This is a genomic window from Citrobacter sp. S46_ASV_140, from assembly GCF_018919545.1.
Classification (GTDB): domain Bacteria; phylum Pseudomonadota; class Gammaproteobacteria; order Enterobacterales; family Enterobacteriaceae; genus Citrobacter; species Citrobacter braakii.
This window is the reverse complement of record NZ_JAHLRC010000019.1, coordinates 22,581-38,254: the sequence shown is the minus strand read 5'-3', so window position 1 is coordinate 38,254 and position 15,674 is coordinate 22,581. Positions and strand designations below refer to the sequence as shown.

Annotated in this window: 17 protein-coding genes, 5 tRNA genes and 1 other RNA gene; 20 read left to right on the top strand and 3 right to left on the bottom strand. The window is 49.7% G+C overall.

Annotated features, from left to right (window positions below):
* The first annotated feature begins 13 nt into the window (after window positions 1–13).
* From cydX to pnuC, 17 genes are all read left to right on the top strand, one after another.
* Window positions 14–127 (top strand): cytochrome bd-I oxidase subunit CydX, encoded by a 114-nt coding sequence (gene cydX / locus KQJ19_RS07980; protein WP_003022970.1) that lies wholly within the window; start codon window positions 14–16, stop codon window positions 125–127.
* On the top strand, window positions 127–420 hold the full coding sequence (gene ybgE, locus KQJ19_RS07975; RefSeq protein WP_016152311.1) for a cyd operon protein YbgE: 294 nt from the start codon (window positions 127–129) through the stop codon (window positions 418–420). Before cydX ends, ybgE begins: the two co-directional genes overlap by 1 nt.
* 330 nt (window positions 421–750) lie before the next feature.
* Entirely contained in the window at window positions 751–1,155 is a 405-nt protein-coding gene (gene ybgC, locus KQJ19_RS07970; RefSeq protein WP_003831439.1) for a tol-pal system-associated acyl-CoA thioesterase, read from the top strand.
* Complete coding sequence (gene tolQ / locus KQJ19_RS07965; protein ID WP_016152312.1) at window positions 1,152–1,844, top strand: Tol-Pal system protein TolQ; 693 nt, start codon at window positions 1,152–1,154, stop codon at window positions 1,842–1,844. The genes ybgC and tolQ overlap by 4 nt, the downstream gene beginning before the upstream one ends.
* A gap of 3 nt (window positions 1,845–1,847) precedes the next feature.
* Window positions 1,848–2,276, top strand: coding sequence for a colicin uptake protein TolR (tolR, locus tag KQJ19_RS07960; protein ID WP_003022978.1), 429 nt, complete (start codon window positions 1,848–1,850; stop codon window positions 2,274–2,276).
* A 64-nt stretch (window positions 2,277–2,340) separates the two neighbouring features.
* Window positions 2,341–3,597, top strand: coding sequence for a cell envelope integrity protein TolA (tolA, locus tag KQJ19_RS07955; RefSeq protein ID WP_016152313.1), 1,257 nt, complete (start codon window positions 2,341–2,343; stop codon window positions 3,595–3,597).
* Window positions 3,598–3,724: 127 nt separating this feature from the next.
* A complete protein-coding gene (gene tolB, locus KQJ19_RS07950) occupies window positions 3,725–5,017 on the top strand; it encodes a Tol-Pal system beta propeller repeat protein TolB (RefSeq protein WP_003022981.1) in 1,293 nt (430 codons plus the stop codon).
* Window positions 5,018–5,051: 34 nt separating this feature from the next.
* The gene (pal, locus tag KQJ19_RS07945; protein WP_003022983.1) at window positions 5,052–5,570 is read left to right on the top strand and encodes a peptidoglycan-associated lipoprotein Pal; all 519 of its coding nucleotides are present in this window, start codon (window positions 5,052–5,054) and stop codon (window positions 5,568–5,570) included.
* A gap of 9 nt (window positions 5,571–5,579) precedes the next feature.
* The gene (gene cpoB / locus KQJ19_RS07940; RefSeq protein ID WP_016156016.1) at window positions 5,580–6,368 is read left to right on the top strand and encodes a cell division protein CpoB; all 789 of its coding nucleotides are present in this window, start codon (window positions 5,580–5,582) and stop codon (window positions 6,366–6,368) included.
* Between the two features lie 165 nt (window positions 6,369–6,533).
* Window positions 6,534–6,609: transfer RNA gene (locus tag KQJ19_RS07935), tRNA-Lys, on the top strand.
* Window positions 6,610–6,635: 26 nt separating this feature from the next.
* Window positions 6,636–6,711, top strand: a tRNA-Val gene (locus tag KQJ19_RS07930).
* A 3-nt stretch (window positions 6,712–6,714) separates the two neighbouring features.
* Window positions 6,715–6,790 (top strand) — tRNA-Lys (locus KQJ19_RS07925).
* Window positions 6,791–6,942: 152 nt separating this feature from the next.
* Window positions 6,943–7,018: transfer RNA gene (locus tag KQJ19_RS07920), tRNA-Lys, on the top strand.
* 32 nt (window positions 7,019–7,050) lie between these two features.
* A tRNA-Lys gene (locus KQJ19_RS07915) sits at window positions 7,051–7,126 on the top strand.
* A 29-nt stretch (window positions 7,127–7,155) separates the two neighbouring features.
* A non-coding RNA gene (locus KQJ19_RS07910) (RtT sRNA) lies at window positions 7,156–7,281 on the top strand.
* Window positions 7,282–7,550: 269 nt separating this feature from the next.
* A complete protein-coding gene (gene nadA, locus KQJ19_RS07905; protein WP_016152315.1) occupies window positions 7,551–8,594 on the top strand; it encodes a quinolinate synthase NadA in 1,044 nt (347 codons plus the stop codon).
* Window positions 8,595–8,621: 27 nt separating this feature from the next.
* On the top strand, window positions 8,622–9,341 hold the full coding sequence (gene pnuC, locus KQJ19_RS07900) for a nicotinamide riboside transporter PnuC (RefSeq protein WP_016152316.1): 720 nt from the start codon (window positions 8,622–8,624) through the stop codon (window positions 9,339–9,341).
* Here the strand turns inward: pnuC and zitB are convergent.
* Both zitB and KQJ19_RS07890 read right to left on the bottom strand, forming a co-directional pair.
* Window positions 9,338–10,279 (bottom strand): CDF family zinc transporter ZitB, encoded by a 942-nt coding sequence (gene zitB, locus KQJ19_RS07895; protein WP_019076308.1) that lies wholly within the window; start codon window positions 10,277–10,279, stop codon window positions 9,338–9,340. The two genes, pnuC and zitB, sit on opposite strands and share 4 nt — an antisense overlap.
* Window positions 10,280–10,392: 113 nt before the next feature.
* Window positions 10,393–10,767 carry a YbgS-like family protein gene (locus KQJ19_RS07890; RefSeq protein ID WP_016152318.1) on the bottom strand — a complete coding sequence of 125 codons (375 nt, stop codon included), beginning with the start codon at window positions 10,765–10,767 and terminating at the stop codon, window positions 10,393–10,395.
* A 317-nt stretch (window positions 10,768–11,084) separates the two neighbouring features.
* On the opposite strand from KQJ19_RS07890, the gene aroG reads away from it, so the two are divergent.
* Window positions 11,085–12,137 carry a 3-deoxy-7-phosphoheptulonate synthase AroG gene (aroG, locus tag KQJ19_RS07885; RefSeq protein WP_016152319.1) on the top strand — a complete coding sequence of 351 codons (1,053 nt, stop codon included), beginning with the start codon at window positions 11,085–11,087 and terminating at the stop codon, window positions 12,135–12,137.
* 156 nt (window positions 12,138–12,293) lie between these two features.
* Here aroG and gpmA read toward each other — a convergent pair whose 3' ends face one another.
* The gene (gene gpmA / locus KQJ19_RS07880; RefSeq protein ID WP_141874989.1) at window positions 12,294–13,046 is read right to left on the bottom strand and encodes a 2,3-diphosphoglycerate-dependent phosphoglycerate mutase; all 753 of its coding nucleotides are present in this window, start codon (window positions 13,044–13,046) and stop codon (window positions 12,294–12,296) included.
* A gap of 407 nt (window positions 13,047–13,453) precedes the next feature.
* Here gpmA and chbC point away from each other — a divergent pair, with 407 nt between their 5' ends.
* Together chbC and chbR are read left to right on the top strand one after the other, a co-directional pair.
* Entirely contained in the window at window positions 13,454–14,812 is a 1,359-nt protein-coding gene (chbC, locus tag KQJ19_RS07875; RefSeq protein ID WP_200051427.1) for a PTS N,N'-diacetylchitobiose transporter subunit IIC, read from the top strand.
* Window positions 14,813–14,824: 12 nt separating this feature from the next.
* Window positions 14,825–15,643: a transcriptional regulator ChbR gene (chbR, locus tag KQJ19_RS07870; protein ID WP_047497788.1), complete on the top strand. Its 819-nt coding sequence runs from the start codon at window positions 14,825–14,827 to the stop codon at window positions 15,641–15,643.
* Window positions 15,644–15,674 lie beyond the last annotated feature (31 nt).

Genomic DNA, 15,674 nt, shown 5'->3' with positions numbered 1-15,674 from the left:
TAAGGAGCTTAAAATGTGGTATTTCGCATGGATTTTGGGAACGCTTCTTGCCTGTGCATTTGGGATAATCACAGCGCTGGCGCTTGAGCACGTTGAATCAGGCAAAGCCGGACAAGAAGATAGCTGATGACCAACATTATCGCGATGCAGTATAACGCGATGGACAAGCGCCCCTTGCGGGCGCTTTCCTTTGTGCTGGCAATCGTGTTGGCTGGCTGCATATTCTGGGATCCGTCACGTTTCGCGGCCAAAACCAGTGAGCTGGAAATCTGGCATGGTCTCCTGCTGATGTGGGCGGTCTGCGCAGGAATCATTCACGGCGTTGGTTTTCGTCCTCGCGCCGTACACTGGCAGGGCATTTTCTGCCCGTTAATCGCGGATATCGTCCTGGTTGTTGGTCTGATTTTCTTCTTCTTTTGAATAAGAAACATCCTTAAATATTTATGGGCTTGCATAAGCCCATAAATTTTTACTCTCCGTTTACTTTCCCCCATTCCAAACCACCATTCCCGCGCGTATAGTAGCGAAGTTTGAAAGCATTAACCTAAGGTTGTGCCCTGGAGTTGTGTGCGGTGGCGACACTGGACCATCAGGACGCAACTTAATTGCATTACCGGGATGTAAAGTGAATACAGCGCGATATACAACGACATTCTTGAAGCATCGCGGCGGCAAGAACGCGAGTCACCAGGCGCTTACAAAGTTAAGCGACCGGTGTGAGTGGGCGAAGCCAACAAAGAGGCAGTAAGAATGAACAAGTATATGTTTCGATGGCCGGTTCGTGTCTACTATGAAGACACCGATGCCGGTGGGGTGGTATACCACGCCAGCTACGTCGCTTTTTACGAAAGAGCACGCACAGAAATGCTGCGTCATCATCACTTCAGTCAGCAGGTCCTGTTGGCCGAACGTGTAGCCTTTGTGGTGCGCAAGATGACGCTGGAGTATTTTGCGCCTGCCCGGCTCGACGATATGCTCGAAGTCCAAACCGAAATTACGTCAATGCGTGGCACCTCATTGGTTTTCACGCAACGCATTGTCAACGCAGAGAACACCGTGCTGAATGAAGCCGAAGTTCTGATTGTTTGCGTTGATCCACTCAAAATGAAGCCTCGTGCGCTTCCCAAGTCTATTGTCGCGGAGTTTAAGCAGTGACTGACATGAATATCCTTGATTTGTTCCTGAAGGCAAGCCTTCTGGTTAAACTTATCATGTTGATTTTGATTGGTTTCTCAATCGCATCCTGGGCCATTATTATCCAGCGGACCCGTATTCTTAATGCGGCTTCACGTGAAGCTGAAGCATTTGAAGACAAGTTCTGGTCCGGCATTGAATTGTCGCGCCTGTATCAGGAAAGCCAGGGGCGTCGTGATAATCTGGTGGGTTCGGAACAAATTTTCTACAGCGGATTCAAAGAGTTTGCGCGTCTGCATCGGGCGAATAGTCATGCGCCGGAAGCGGTCGTTGAGGGGGCATCCCGTGCGATGCGTATCTCGATGAACCGTGAACTGGAAACGCTGGAAACGCATATTCCATTCCTCGGCACCGTAGGCTCTATCAGCCCGTATATCGGTCTGTTCGGTACCGTTTGGGGGATCATGCACGCATTTATCGCGTTAGGCGCGGTAAAACAGGCAACGCTGCAAATGGTCGCACCGGGTATCGCGGAAGCGTTGATTGCAACGGCTATCGGTCTGTTTGCGGCAATCCCGGCGGTTATGGCTTACAACCGACTGAATCAGCGCGTGAACAAGCTGGAACTGAATTACGACAACTTTATGGAAGAGTTCACCGCGATTCTGCACCGCCAGGCGTTTACCGTTAGCGAGAGCAACAAGGGGTAAGCCATGGCCAGAACGCGTGGACGAGGTCGTCGCGAACTCAAGTCCGAAATCAATATTGTACCGCTGCTCGACGTACTACTGGTGCTGTTGCTGATCTTTATGGCAACCGCGCCGATTATTACGCAGAGTGTGGAAGTCGACCTGCCGGATGCGACCGAATCGCAAGCTGTCAGCAGTAACGACGAACCGCCGGTCATTATTGAAGTTTCCGGGATAGGGCAATACAGCGTGGTCGTTGAGAAAGATCGTATGGATCAACTGCCGCCGGAGCAGGTTATCGCGGAAGCGAAAAGTCGCCTGCAGACCAATCCGAAAACGGTCTTTTTAATCGGTGGTGCGAAAGACGTGCCTTATGATGAAATAATTAAAGCGCTGAACTTGTTACACAGTGCAGGCGTAAAATCGGTTGGCTTGATGACGCAGCCAATCTGATGACTGCGTTTTGCTGGCTTGAAAGATAGCGCGTAACAGGCGAACAGTTTTTTGGGAACCGAGAGTGTCAAAGGCAACCGAACAAAACGACAAGCTCAAAAGGGCGATAATTATTTCAGCGGTGCTGCATGTCATTTTATTTGCAGCGCTGATCTGGAGTTCGTTCGATGAGCACATTGATGCTTCAGCCGGCGGCGGTGGCGGTTCGTCCATCGACGCCGTTATGGTCGATCCTGGCGCCGTTGTGCAACAGTACGACAGGCAGCAGCAACAGCAGGCAAGTGCTAAACGTGCAGAAGAGCAGCGTGAAAAACAGGCGCAGCAGCAAGCTGAGGAGCTTCGCGAGAAGCAGGCGGCCGAGCAAGAGCGACTGAAGCAACTTGAAAAAGAACGTTTAGCCGCGCAGGAAAAAGTGCGCGAACAGGCGGAACAGCAGAAACAGGCCGAAGCCGCCGCCGCGAAAGCGCAAGAGCAACAGAAACAGGCTGAAGAAGCTGCGGCGAAGGCTGCTGCAGACGCGAAGGCCAAAGCTGATGCTCAGGCGAAACAAGCGGCAGATGCCGCGAAGAAAGCCGCTGCGGACGCACAGAAAAAAGCAGAGGCTGAGGCCGCTAAAGCCGCCGCTGATGCGAAGAAAATTGCCGAAGCACAAGCTGCTAAGGCTGCCGCAGACGCTGCGAAGAAAGCTCAGGCTGAAGCCGCTAAGCAAGCAGCAGCCGAGAAAGCTGCTGCAGAGAAAGCAGAAAAAGCCGCTGCCGCGAAAGCTGCCGCTGCTGAAAAGGCTGCGGCTGATAAGAAAGCCGCAGCGGAAAAAGCAGCAGCAGATAAAAAAGCTGCAGCCGAGAAAGCCGCTGCCGATAAGAAAGCTGCGGCAGATAAAGCGGCGGCTGCGAAAAAGGCTGCGGCCGAAAAAGCAGCTGCAGCCTCTGGCGTTGACGACTTGTTGGGCGACTTAAGCTCCGGTAAGAATGCACCGAAATCGGGTGGTGGAGCGAAAGGAAACGGTCAACCGGCGAAAGATAGTGGTACAAGTGGTGCAAATGGCGGTGCATCTGGCGCTGATATCAGTGCTTACGCATCTCAAATTCGTAATGCGATCCAGAGCCGTCTGTATGGTGCCGATTTGTATGCGGGTAAATCTTGCGTATTACATATCAAGTTAGCACCCGATGGTCTGTTACTGGATGTGACCGAAGAGGGCGGAGATCCGGCATTGTGTCAGGCTGCGCTGACGGCTGCGAAAACAGCCAGAATTCCTAAACCGCCTAGCCAGGCTGTTTATGAAAAAGTAAAAGATGCCAAGCTGGACTTTAAACTGTAATAACGTCCCTGAGAATTCAGGGGAAACGGTCTAAGGTTGAGACAGCGTTCTGGTAGTTTTGTGTATTTGAGTTTGTTAACATTCTGCTAAATTATCGTGGGCTTTCCGTCCAGATAAGGGAGATATGATGAAGCAGGCATTACGAGTAGCATTTGGTTTTCTGATGCTGTGGGCAGCGGTGCTGCACGCAGAAGTACGTATCGAGATCACCCAGGGGGTGGACTCGGCACGCCCGATTGGTGTTGTCCCCTTCCAGTGGGCAGGGCCGGGTGCTGCACCTGAAGATATCGGTGGTATCGTAGGTGCTGACCTGCGTAACAGCGGTAAATTTAATCCGTTAGACCGTTCTCGCCTGCCGCAGCAGCCGGGTACCGCACAGGAAGTTCAACCTGCCGCATGGTCTGCGCTGGGTATTGATGCCGTGGTAGTAGGTCAGGTTACGCCAAATCCGGATGGTTCCTACAGCGTTGCTTATCAACTGGTAGATACCGGTGGCGCACCGGGTACCGTACTGGCACAGAACACCTATAAAGTGAACAAGCAGTGGTTGCGTTACGCGGGCCATACTGCAAGTGACGAAGTGTTTGAAAAACTGACCGGTATTAAAGGTGCATTCCGTACCCGTATCGCTTATGTTGTTCAGACGAACGGCGGCCAGTTCCCGTACGAATTACGTGTATCCGACTACGATGGCTACAACCAGTTTGTGGTACACCGTTCTCCGCAGCCGCTGATGTCTCCGGCATGGTCTCCGGACGGTTCAAAGCTGGCATACGTCACTTTCGAAAGCGGTCGTTCTGCGCTGGTTATTCAGACGTTGTCTAATGGCGCGGTTCGTCAGGTAGCGTCGTTCCCACGTCACAACGGTGCACCTGCGTTTTCTCCGGATGGCAGCAAACTGGCGTTTGCCCTGTCTAAAACCGGTAGCCTGAACTTGTATGTCATGGACATTGGTTCCGGTCAGATCCGTCAAGTGACGGATGGTCGCAGCAACAACACGGAACCTACCTGGTTCCCGGACAGCCAAAACCTGGCCTTTACCTCTGACCAGGCCGGTCGTCCGCAGGTATATAAAGTTAACGTCAACGGCGGTGCTCCGCAGCGTATTACCTGGGAAGGTTCGCAAAACCAGGATGCGGATGTGAGCAGCGACGGTAAGTTTATGGTAATGGTAAGCTCAGCCAATGGTCAGCAGCACATTGCCAAACAAGATCTGGTAGCGGGTGGCGTACAAGTCCTGTCGTCAACGTTCCTGGATGAAACGCCAAGTCTGGCACCTAACGGCACTATGGTAATCTACAGCTCTTCTCAGGGGATGGGATCCGTGCTGAATTTGGTTTCTACAGATGGGCGTTTCAAAGCGCGTCTTCCGGCAACTGATGGTCAGGTTAAATTCCCTGCCTGGTCGCCGTATCTGTGATAATAAATAATTGATTAATAAAGGAATCATTGAAATGCAACTGAACAAAGTGCTGAAAGGGCTGATGATTGCTCTGCCTGTTATGGCTATTGCAGCGTGTTCTTCTAACAAGAACGCCAGCAATGACGGCAGCGAAGGCATGCTGGGTGCCGGCACTGGTATGGATGCAAACGGCAGCGGCAACATGTCTTCTGAAGAGCAAGCGCGTCTTCAGATGCAACAGCTGCAGCAGAACAACATCGTTTACTTCGATCTGGACAAGTACGATATCCGTTCTGACTTCGCTGCAATGCTGGATGCTCACGCTAACTTCCTGCGTAGCAACCCGTCTTACAAAGTCACCGTAGAAGGTCATGCGGACGAACGTGGTACTCCTGAGTACAACATCTCCCTGGGTGAGCGTCGTGCGAACGCCGTTAAGATGTACCTGCAGGGTAAAGGCGTTTCTGCTGACCAGATCTCCATCGTTTCTTACGGTAAAGAAAAACCTGCAGTACTGGGTCATGACGAAGCGGCTTACGCCAAAAACCGTCGCGCCGTACTGGTTTACTAAGAGAATTGCATGAGCAGTAACTTCAGACATCACCTGTTGAGTCTGTCGTTACTGGTTGGCATAGCGGCCCCCTGGGCCGCTTTTGCACAGGCGCCAATCAGTAGTGTCGGCTCAGGCTCGGTCGAAGACCGTGTCACTCAACTCGAGCGTATTTCTAACGCTCACAGTCAGCTTTTAACCCAACTCCAGCAACAACTCTCCGATAATCAGTCCGATATCGATTCCCTGCGTGGTCAAATTCAGGAAAATCAATATCAACTGAATCAGGTTGTTGAGCGACAGAAGCAGATATTGCTGCAGATGAATAATCTTGGCAGCGGTAGTGCGCCTGCGGCACAGTCTACAGGTGGCGATCAGAGTGGGGCGGCAACCCCTGCACCTGATGCGGGAGCTGCAGCAACGTCAGGGGCTCCCGTGCAAACTGGCGATGCGAATACCGATTACAATGCAGCGATTGCTCTGGTGCAGGATAAATCCCGCCAGGATGACGCGATTGAAGCATTCCAGAACTTCATCAAAAAGTACCCGGACTCTACTTACCTGCCCAATGCGAATTACTGGCTGGGTCAGTTGAATTACAACAAGGGTAAAAAAGATGATGCTGCGTTCTATTTTGCTTCGGTAGTTAAAAACTTCCCAAAATCACCTAAGGCTGCAGACGCGATGTATAAAGTCGGCGTCATCATGCAGGACAAAGGTGACACAGCAAAAGCTAAAGCGGTTTATCAGCAGGTTATCACTAAATATCCTGGCACTGATGGCGCGAAACAAGCGCAAAAACGCCTTGGCGCGATGTAATGACCACCATGCGACCAGAAATCGTGTTATTTCTGGTCGTGTCGTGTGATTCCTAAGCAGTTGAGTTATTTACATCGAAATTTTTGTTGCGCTAAAATCTGAAATCAGTAATATATGCCGCCGTTGCCAAGGGATATCAAACAGCCCGAAAGCGGCGAAAAAAGTGGGGCGTTAGCTCAGTTGGTAGAGCAGTTGACTTTTAATCAATTGGTCGCAGGTTCGAATCCTGCACGCCCCACCACTTAATGCAGTATCCAGCGTAGTATCGGGTGATTAGCTCAGCTGGGAGAGCACCTCCCTTACAAGGAGGGGGTCGGCGGTTCGATCCCGTCATCACCCACCACTCGGGGCGTTAGCTCAGTTGGTAGAGCAGTTGACTTTTAATCAATTGGTCGCAGGTTCGAATCCTGCACGCCCCACCAACTTTAACATTGTACTCAGGTGTTAAACGTGAAGGATAACGTTGCTTTAGCAACGGCCCGTTAGGGCGAGACGAAGTCGAGTCATCCTGCACGCCGCCATATCAATTGTTATATTGGTGTCGAGTAAAGAATTTTTCAGGTGACATCCGAGCGGGTCGTTAGCTCAGTTGGTAGAGCAGTTGACTTTTAATCAATTGGTCGCAGGTTCGAATCCTGCACGACCCACCATCCTGGATAATTGAAGTAGTAAACCCCATACGGGGGCGTTAGCTCAGTTGGTAGAGCAGTTGACTTTTAATCAATTGGTCGCAGGTTCGAATCCTGCACGCCCCACCAGTGTAAAAAGGCGCCCTAAAGGCGCCTTTTTGCTATCTGCGATTTATAAGATTCGAACCTGCAGCAGGTTCGGGTCGAACGCAGTGAGACAACGGAGCCGTTCACGGCGACGGCCCGAAGGGCAAGCGAAGCGAGTCATCCTGCACGCCCCACCAGTGTAAAAAGGCGCCCTAAAGGCGCCTTTTTGCTATCTGCGATTTATAAGATTGCCTGATGTCCTTTGCTTATCAGCCTACAGACGATACTACTCGCGTTGGCCGGATAAGACGTCAGACGCCATCCGGCATTCATCACACGCAATTATTGTGACTTTTCTGCGCCAATCCGCTATCTTGTTTAGCATACAAAACAAATCAAACCGAATATGGCGTGCGTCACGCTTTTAATCGGTTATTTCGTTAAGCCAGTGAAACGAGAAAGCAAGATGAGCGTGATGTTTGATCCAGAAGCAGCAATTTATCCGTTTCCGCCGAAGCCAGTACCGCTAAGTGTGGATGAAAAGCAATTTTATCGTGAAAAAATCAAGCGCCTGCTGAAAGAGCGTGATGCCGTTATGGTCGCGCATTATTACACCGATCCTGAAATTCAGCAGTTAGCGGAAGAGACCGGGGGCTGTATTTCTGATTCTCTGGAGATGGCGCGGTTCGGTGCAAAGCATTCTGCCTCTACGCTGCTGGTTGCGGGCGTGAGGTTTATGGGAGAAACTGCCAAAATTCTCAGCCCGGAAAAGACCATCCTGATGCCGACCTTACAGGCGGAATGTTCATTAGATCTGGGCTGTCCGATTGACGCGTTCAGCGCATTTTGCGACGCGCATCCGGATCGTACCGTGGTGGTTTACGCCAATACCTCTGCTGCCGTTAAAGCACGTGCGGACTGGGTCGTGACTTCCAGTATCGCGGTTGAACTTATTGAACATCTTGATAGTTTAGGTGAAAAAATCATCTGGGCTCCGGACAGACATCTGGGCAACTACGTGCAAAAACAGACCGGCGCAGACGTGCTCTGTTGGCAGGGGGCCTGTATCGTCCACGACGAGTTTAAAACCCAGGCTTTAACACGCATGAAAGGGCTTTACCCTGATGCCGCGGTGCTGGTGCACCCGGAGTCCCCTCAGTCTATCGTTGATATGGCAGATGCGGTTGGCTCAACCAGCCAGCTCATCAACGCGGCTAAATCGTTGCCGCATAAGCAGTTGATTGTGGCGACTGACCGGGGCATTTTTTACAAAATGCAGCAGGCCGTTCCGGATAAAGAGCTGCTTGAAGCTCCGACGGCTGGCGAGGGGGCAACCTGTCGCAGCTGTGCGCATTGTCCGTGGATGGCGATGAATGGCCTGAAGGCGATTGCTGAGGGCCTGGAACATGGCGGCGCGGCTCATGAGATACATGTTGAGGACTCGCTGAGAGAAGGGGCGCTGTTGCCGTTAAACCGTATGTTGGAATTTGCGGCTACACTTCGAGCGTAATTATTTATTTTTGCTCTGGGGGAAAAGATGGACTTTTTTAGCACGCAGAACATTCTGGTACATATTCCGATTGGCGCGGGTGGTTACGATTTGTCGTGGATCGAAGCCGTGGGAACGATCGCCGGGTTGCTGTGTATTGGCCTGGCGAGCCTTGAGAAAATCAGCAATTACTTCTTCGGTCTGATAAACGTCACGCTGTTTGCAATTATCTTCTTTCAGATCCAGCTCTATGCCAGCTTGTTGCTGCAAGTTTTCTTCTTTGCCGCAAATATCTACGGCTGGTATGCCTGGTCCCGGCAAACCAACCAGCATGAAGCGGAACTGAAAATTCGCTGGCTACCGCTTCCAAAAGCGATCGGCTGGCTGGCGGCTTGCGTGGTGGCGATCGGCCTGATGTCGATCTATATCGATCCGGTCTTTGCGTTCCTGACAGGCATTGCGGTGAATATTATGCAGGCATTGGGATTACAGGTTGTTGTGCCTGAACTACAACCCGATGCATTCCCGTTCTGGGACTCCTGCATGATGGTGCTGTCGATTGCAGCGATGATCCTGATGACGCGCAAATACGTTGAAAACTGGCTGCTGTGGGTGATCATTAACGTCATTAGCGTGGTGATCTTTGCCCTGCAAGGCGTATATGCCATGTCGCTGGAATATATGATCCTGACGGTTATCGCCCTGAACGGTAGCAGGATGTGGATTAACAGTGCGCGTGAGCGGGGTTCCCACGCGCTTTCTCATTAATGGTGATGATGTGAATGGCCGGACACGCCCTGATACAGGTGACAGTCCGGCCCATTGCACGGCTGATACTCCATCTGGATTGTGGCGTGTTCAATCTGGTAGTGATGGATAAGGAAATGCTGAATACGCTCCAGCAACGCATCGTGATCGTGTGGCGGGATCACCTGAACATGCAGCGTCATTACCGGTTTTTCGCCCACCATCCAGACATGGACATGGTGAACGTTGCGGACTTCAGGAATATCCCGGCTGAGATGGCGCTGCAGTGCGGCGATATCCAGCGTCAGCGGGGCACCTTCCAGTAATTCATTAACGCTATCTTTTAGCAATCGCCAGGCGCTACGCAGCACCAGCACGGAAACCAGAATCGAGAGAATTGGGTCCGCGGGTGTCCAGCCCGTCCAGATAATAATCAGCGCAGCGATGATTGCCCCGACAGAGCCGAGTAAATCGCCCATCACATGCAGCGCCGCGGCGCGGACGTTCAGATTTTTCTCTTCACTGCCGCGATGTAAAACCCAAAAAGCGAGCACGTTGGCCAGTAGACCCGCGACAGCAATAACCATCATCATGCCGCCAGCCACGGGGCGAGGTGTCTGGAAGCGCTCAATCGCCTCCCAGACGATTAAAATGGTGATAACGACCAATGCGATGGCATTAACAAATGCGGCCAGCGTCGTGAGCCTCAGCCAGCCGAAGGTGTGTCGTATTGTGGGCGGGCGACGGGAAAACCGGACGGCCAGCAGCGCGAAAAGCAGCGCCGCAGCATCCGTGAGCATATGCCCGGCGTCGGCCAGCAAGGCCAGTGAACCAGAAAGTATGCCACCCACCACTTCAACCAACATAAATCCGGCTGTAATGCAGAATGCGAACATCAGTCGGCGGGCATTATTGTCCTTGGGTTGCTCAGAGGAAGTATGAGTATGTGCGTGCGCCATTATGCCATCCCTTTGTTATTCTCATCTTTACTGTATGCCATCATACCGTTTTTGGGATGATAAAATTAAAAAGGAGAGCTATTGCTCTCCCGTTATTAGCTTTAATTTCAGCGTTACTGCGTGGTGCCATCAGTTTTTGTGTCAACATCATTGTTGATGCCGTTTCCGGTTTCAACCTTCTTATTCACATCAGGACAGCGACCGTCCTTACACATAGTGTTTTTGTGCATCTCATCTTTGGTCATCCCTTCATGGTTCATTGATGAACCGTCCGGGTGCAGCATTGTGCCACCTGAATTCACGTTACTGTTGTCGACATTATTTGGCGCCACGTTTTCGCGGGCGTCTGGGGCGACTTGTCCTGCATCAGCCGAGGAATTTGCCTGACCGTTATTGGACTGCGCGTTGCTTTCAGCAGCCAGTGCCGCGCCGCTGGCGAGGCTGAGTGTAGCGGTAAGGAAGAGTGAAGCCAGCTTTGTCATATGCATAATATGCTCCTGTTAAGGTCGATATGTCGGATAACGTCTTCCAACAGTGCATGTGCCAGTTACATCATTAATATGTGGTTAATCGTTTTGCTATGGAAATTAAAACCAGCATAGAATCTTGAAATCTATGAAAATTAAAGCTGTTACAGTTAGAAATTGTAGTTTGGATCTCGTTTTTCGCTACTTTATTGCGTTTTTTTGGCCAATTCCAGGATTAATCCGTCCAAAGTGTAAAACCCCGTTTACACTTTATGACTGAAGATATAGATTGGAGGGATTGCATTCATTTATATAAGTATGGCAACGCTGGAATAATCATGAATTATCAGAACGACGATTTACGCATTAAAGAGATCAACGAGTTATTACCACCAGTCGCACTGCTGGAAAAATTCCCCGCTACTGAAAATGCCGCCAATACGGTGGCTCATGCCCGTAAGGCGATTCATAAAATTCTGAAAGGGAGCGACGATCGCCTTCTGGTGGTGATTGGGCCATGCTCTATTCATGATCCGGCAGCTGCCAAAGAGTATGCCACTCGTCTGCTGGCGCTGCGCGAAGCGTTAAAAGGTGAGCTTGAAATCGTCATGCGCGTCTATTTTGAAAAACCGCGTACCACCGTTGGCTGGAAAGGGCTTATCAACGACCCGCACATGGACAACAGCTTCCAGATCAATGATGGGCTGCGCATTGCGCGTAAACTGCTGCTGGATATCAACGACAGCGGATTGCCGACAGCGGGTGAATTCCTCGATATGATCACCCCACAATATCTCGCCGATCTGATGAGCTGGGGCGCGATTGGGGCACGTACAACAGAATCTCAGGTGCACCGCGAGCTGGCATCGGGTCTGTCCTGCCCGGTTGGTTTTAAAAACGGAACCGATGGCACCATCAAAGTGGCGATTGATGCAATCAACGCTGCAGGGGCACCGCACTGCTTCCTGTCTGTCACCAAATGGGGTCATTCAGCGATCGTGAATACCAGTGGTAATGGCGATTGCCATATCATTCTGCGCGGTGGCAAAGAGCCGAACTACAGCGCTCAGCACGTTGCGGACGTGAAAGAAGGCCTGGTCAAAGCAGGACTCTCTGCGCAAGTGATGATCGACTTCAGCCATGCCAACTCCAGCAAGCAGTTCAAAAAGCAGATGGATGTTGCGAAGGATGTTTGCGGACAAGTCGCCGGTGGCGAAAAAGCAATTATTGGCGTGATGATCGAAAGCCATTTGGTGGAAGGTAATCAGAATCCAGATAGCGGTGAGCCGCTGACCTACGGTAAGAGTATCACCGACGCCTGCATTGGCTGGGAAGATACCGATGCGGTGTTGCGTCAACTGGCGGATGCGGTAAAAGCGCGTCGCGGTTAACCAAGTCCCCTGGGCCTGAGAAGAGTAGTGCTATCAGGCATTCCGGTGCAGACTGCCGGATGGCGGCGATGCCTTATTTGGCCTACATTTTCTGGTCGTGTCGAAATAAAAAAAGCGTGGAGAAATCCACGCTTTTTCTTTAACTTACCGCGAAAATTACTTCGATTTACCCTGGTTCGCAACGGCCGCCGCTTTTGCTGCGATCTCGTCAGCGTTACCCAGATAGTAGTGTTTGATCGGCTTGAAGTTTTCGTCGAACTCATACACCAGCGGTACGCCGGTCGGGATGTTCAGTTCAAGGATCTCATCTTCGCCCATGTTATCAAGGTATTTAACCAGCGCACGCAGAGAGTTACCGTGAGCGGCGATAATTACGCGCTCACCGCTTTTCATGCGCGGCAGAATGGTTTCATTCCAGTAAGGGATAACGCGATCGATGGTCAGCGCCAGGCTTTCGGTAACTGGTAACTCTTTGTCGGTCAGCTTCGCATAACGCGGATCGTGACCCGGGTAACGCTCGTCGTCTTTGGTCAGTTCCGGCGGGGTAACCGCAAAGCCGCGACGCCACTGCTTAACCTGCTCATCACCGTATTTTTCCGCGGTTTCTGCTTTGTTCAAACCCTGCAGCGCACCGTAATGGCGTTCGTTCAGTTTCCAGGATTTCTCAACCGGCAGCCAGGCCTGATCCAGTTCGTCCAGTACGTTCCACAGGGTGTGGATGGCACGTTTCAGCACGGAGGTATAAGCAAAATCAAAGCTGTAGCCTTCCTCTTTCAGCAGTTTTCCTGCCGCTTTTGCTTCGCCCACGCCTTTCTCGGACAGATCAACATCATACCAACCGGTAAAACGGTTTTCGTTGTTCCACTGACTTTCACCGTGACGTACCAGAACCAGCTTAGTTACAGCCATACATTCACTCCTATAAATCATATCGAATGATAATAATTCTCATTATATTGCCGTAATCCGTCAGCGGCAATGCTTATCCTTATACAATAGCGAAAATTAGTCATTAATGTAAGAAACATGTAAATGAGAGGTTGTTTAGGGAGAGCAAGGTGAGTGACTGAGCACCCGAGAGAAAAGGGGCGAGATTTTCAGTGAATGCAGAGCCTGAAAATTGTTCAAAATGTGAAAATCCTCATACCAAAAAGTCAATCAAACGGAATTCAAGTACCTTACTCATTACTGCCTTTGAATGTCTTCAAGTATGCTATTCATAATTTCTGAGTAAATGTTCGAACGATTAATTTTCCGTCAAAGAATTTCACAATAATTCATTTCCTTATCAGATTTCATATTTGAGGATATTTATCATGTCAGGTGCAATAAGCTCTCTGGAAAGGGTGATCTTACCTGTTGCCGTAAAACTTGGAAAACAGGTACATGTCAATGCCATTAAAAATGGCTTTATCAGGTTAATGCCTTTAACGCTGGTTGGGGCAATGTTTGTTCTTATTAACAATGTGCTACTTAATTTTGGTGAAGGATCATTCTTCTGGTCAATGGGGGTGCGACTGGATGGAGGAACAATTGTTTCTCTGGAACAATTAAAAGTCATTGGTGGCAGCGTTTATAACGGCACGCTGGGGATAATGTCATTAATGACACCATTTTTTATTGGTATGGCACTTGCTGAAGAGCGTAAAGTCGATGCTCTGGCCGCTGGCTTATTATCAATCGCGTCTTTTATGACCGTAACACCATTTACCGTAGAGCAGGCGAGTGCCATTGGCGCAAACTGGCTTGGCGGCGCGAATATTATCTCAGGGATTGTAATAGGTCTGGTCGTTGCTGAGATGTTTGCTTTTATTATCCGCCGTCAATGGGTTATCAAGCTACCCGATAGCGTACCGGAGTCAGTCTCTCGTTCATTTACTGCTTTGCTCCCCGGTTTCATCATTCTTTTAATTATGGGGCTCATATCATGGGGGCTTTCTCTGGCGGGTACCCATTTCCACCAGGTGATTATTAATTCGATCTCCACTCCACTGGCGTCACTTGGCAGTATTGTGGGATGGGCATATGTCATATTTAATTCATTACTCTGGTTTTTCGGCGTGCACGGAGGCCTGGCGCTAACTGCGCTGAATAGCGGTATCCTCGGTCCGTGGGGAATGGAAAACATGGAGACCTACACCCATTTTGGTTCTGTCGATGCAGCACTGGCCGCGGGTAAAAGCTTCCACTTTTGGACAGGCCCAATGCTGGAATCGTATGTTTACCTTGGGGGAACGGGAGCGACGCTTGGTCTGATTGTTGCCATTTTTATTGCCTCGCGCCGTGCGGATTATCGTCAGGTGGCCAAAATGGCGCTGCCGTCGGGACTCTTTAATATTAACGAGCCTATTTTGTTTGGCTTGCCAATCATTATGAATCCAGTGTTGATGATCCCCTTTGTGCTTATTCAGCCAATCCTGGCGGGAATCACCCTGCTGGTGTATTCATTAGGTATTATCCCTCCATCCACAAACTTTGCACCGTGGACGATGCCGCCTGGACTGGGAGCATTTTTCAATTCAAATGGTAGTGTTGCCGCTTTGATTATGGCATTAGTGAATCTTGCCATGGCAACGATAATTTATCTGCCATTTGTTGTTATTGCTAATAAAGCGCAAAACGTTATTGATGAGGAAGAGAGCGAGGAAGATATCGCTAATGCTTTGAAGTTTTAATGAGGAACTACCATGGAAATTAACACTGTTCATGAAAATCAGTTTTTAAAGGGTAAGGACTTTTACTTCTTTATCCTTGATAAAACGGAGAGTATTAGTGGATTACACCAGCATGATTATTATGAGTTTACCCTTGTGCTGACGGGAAGTTGTTGTCAGGAGATTAATGGTAAACACGTTATAATGGAGCGTGGTGATTTTGTGTTTATTCCTGTGGGGTCATATCATCAAACTTTTTATGATTACGGTGTTACTCGCATTTTAAATATGGGAGTCAGTAAGTGCTATTTTGATGAACATTATTTGAATATGCTGCCCTCATGTTTTGTGGCATCACAACGTTATACGATGTCAAATGCATTTTTGACCTGCATAGAATCTACATTATCAACGTTGGGCGTACATCAGAGCGAGTGCGATGAATTCAATAAATTACTTACTTTTTATATCGTCAATCGGCTACAGCATTATGAAGACAATCCACGGTCAGATTCCGTGCCCGGCTGGTTATCTCAACTGATAAGAGAAATGCACAAAAAATCAATGTTTGCAGATCAGGCATTAAATAATATGGTCAGACTCTCCGGAAAAACCCAATCGTATCTTACGCGTGCAACAAATCGTTATTACCAGAAAACACCTGGGCAAATAATTAATGATATTCGTATTGATTATTGTAAGAAGCAGTTGGAGACAACTAATTTTTCTGTGACGGATATTGCTTTTGAAGCAGGTTTCAGTAGCCCAGGGATTTTTATTAATAATTTTAAAAAATTGACATCATTTACGCCGGGTAATTATCGCAGGCAGTTGGTCAACACCAATCATTAGCACTTTTGGTATCAGGCGCTAGTGAGTTAAG

Coding starts and splice junctions, on each gene's coding strand:
- gpmA (WP_141874989.1), bottom strand. CDS start 13,046: ATGGCTGTAACTAAGCTGGTTCTGGTACGTCACGGTGAAAGTCAGTGG.
- zitB (WP_019076308.1), bottom strand. CDS start 10,279: ATGGCGCACGCACATACTCATACTTCCTCTGAGCAACCCAAGGACAAT.
- nadA (WP_016152315.1), top strand. CDS start 7,551: ATGAGCGTGATGTTTGATCCAGAAGCAGCAATTTATCCGTTTCCGCCG.
- ybgC (WP_003831439.1), top strand. CDS start 751: ATGAACAAGTATATGTTTCGATGGCCGGTTCGTGTCTACTATGAAGAC.
- chbC (WP_200051427.1), top strand. CDS start 13,454: ATGTCAGGTGCAATAAGCTCTCTGGAAAGGGTGATCTTACCTGTTGCC.
- cydX (WP_003022970.1), top strand. CDS start 14: ATGTGGTATTTCGCATGGATTTTGGGAACGCTTCTTGCCTGTGCATTT.
- KQJ19_RS07890 (WP_016152318.1), bottom strand. CDS start 10,767: ATGCATATGACAAAGCTGGCTTCACTCTTCCTTACCGCTACACTCAGC.
- pal (WP_003022983.1), top strand. CDS start 5,052: ATGCAACTGAACAAAGTGCTGAAAGGGCTGATGATTGCTCTGCCTGTT.
- tolB (WP_003022981.1), top strand. CDS start 3,725: ATGAAGCAGGCATTACGAGTAGCATTTGGTTTTCTGATGCTGTGGGCA.
- cpoB (WP_016156016.1), top strand. CDS start 5,580: ATGAGCAGTAACTTCAGACATCACCTGTTGAGTCTGTCGTTACTGGTT.
- ybgE (WP_016152311.1), top strand. CDS start 127: ATGACCAACATTATCGCGATGCAGTATAACGCGATGGACAAGCGCCCC.
- aroG (WP_016152319.1), top strand. CDS start 11,085: ATGAATTATCAGAACGACGATTTACGCATTAAAGAGATCAACGAGTTA.
- tolR (WP_003022978.1), top strand. CDS start 1,848: ATGGCCAGAACGCGTGGACGAGGTCGTCGCGAACTCAAGTCCGAAATC.
- chbR (WP_047497788.1), top strand. CDS start 14,825: ATGGAAATTAACACTGTTCATGAAAATCAGTTTTTAAAGGGTAAGGAC.
- pnuC (WP_016152316.1), top strand. CDS start 8,622: ATGGACTTTTTTAGCACGCAGAACATTCTGGTACATATTCCGATTGGC.